Source organism: Marinimicrobium sp. UBA4509, assembly GCF_002388575.1.
Classification (GTDB): domain Bacteria; phylum Pseudomonadota; class Gammaproteobacteria; order Pseudomonadales; family Cellvibrionaceae; genus Marinimicrobium; species Marinimicrobium koreense.
The window spans coordinates 48861-50013 of the sequence record NZ_DGMV01000054.1 but is presented as its reverse complement, the minus strand read 5'-3'; the positions used below and the strand labels follow the sequence as shown (position 1 = coordinate 50013).

2 protein-coding genes are annotated in these 1153 nt (G+C 61.9%); both read right to left on the bottom strand.

Annotated features, from left to right (window positions below; translation table 11 throughout):
- The coding region (gene tatC, locus B3520_RS10415; RefSeq protein ID WP_286875991.1) for a twin-arginine translocase subunit TatC at positions 1-730 on the bottom strand (730 nt) is incomplete at its 3' end.
- An 8-nt stretch (positions 731-738) separates the two neighbouring features.
- Positions 739-1153: hypothetical protein (locus B3520_RS10410; protein WP_286875990.1), on the bottom strand; the 415-nt coding region annotated here is incomplete at its 5' end.

Genomic DNA, 1153 nt, shown 5'->3' with positions numbered 1-1153 from the left:
GGTCCCGCCGGTACACCATGCGGCCAAAGAATACGCCCACCTCGAACAGCAGCCACATGGGCAGGGCCAGCAGCGTCTGGGAGATCACATCCGGTGGGGTCAGAACCATGCCCATGACAAAGCAGCCGACCACGACGTAGGGGCGTTTCTTGGCGATCCCGTCCGGGGTGATAATGCCGGCGTGAATCATCAGGATGGTGGCAATGGGAATCTCGAACGCCACCCCGAAGGCGAAAAACAGCTTGAGGACGAAGTCCAGGTACTTGGCCATGTCGGTCATCACCGCCACGCCTTCCGGCCCCACGCTGGTAAAAAACCCGAATATCAGCGGGAACACCACGAAATAGGCGAACGCCATACCGCCGTAGAACAGCACCACACTGGAGGCCAGCAACGGCAGAGCCAGCCGCTTTTCATGGGTGTACAGACCGGGGGCGATAAAGGCCCAGATCTGGTGCAGAATAAACGGCGCGGCCAGCAGCACCGCCACAAACAGGGTGAGCTTGAATGGTGTCAGGAAGGGGGAGGCCACGTCGGTGGCGATCATCCCCGCCGATTCGGGCAGGAATTTCTGCAGCGGGGCCGCCGTCAGGGTGTAAATATCGTTGGCAAAGTAGAACAGGCCCAGAAAGATCACCAGCACGATAATGATGATCCGCAGCAGGCGATTGCGCAGTTCGATCAGGTGCTGAACCAGGGGCAGTTCTTTGTCGTTCGGGGTTACGGTCATGCTCGGGCTCAGGAAGAGGGCGTCTGTGAATCGCGGGGTGCCTTGGCCGGCTCGGATGAGGCATCGGTGGGCTCGGAATCAGTGCCCTTGCCGTCCGCCTCGCGGGTGTCCGTATCGGCCCCGGAGCGGCTGGACGAGTCGCTGCTCTTTGGCTCCGTGTTCTCGTCTGGCTCAGTGTGCGCGTGATCGGGCCGCTCGGGCTCGTCTTCGTCCTTGTATTTTTTCAGCGGTGTCTGGAAGGAGCCTTCCTCCACCGCCTCCTGCACCTGGCGGCGGGTAGCTTCCAGGCTGCGCATCACCTCTTCATTGTGCAACTGGCGGCGAATATCGTCGGCGCCGAGCTGTTTCTCCAGCTCGCTGCGGGTTTCCCGCAGGCTGCGCTTGAGCCGGCCGATCCACAGGCCCACGGCGCGCGCCGCTTCA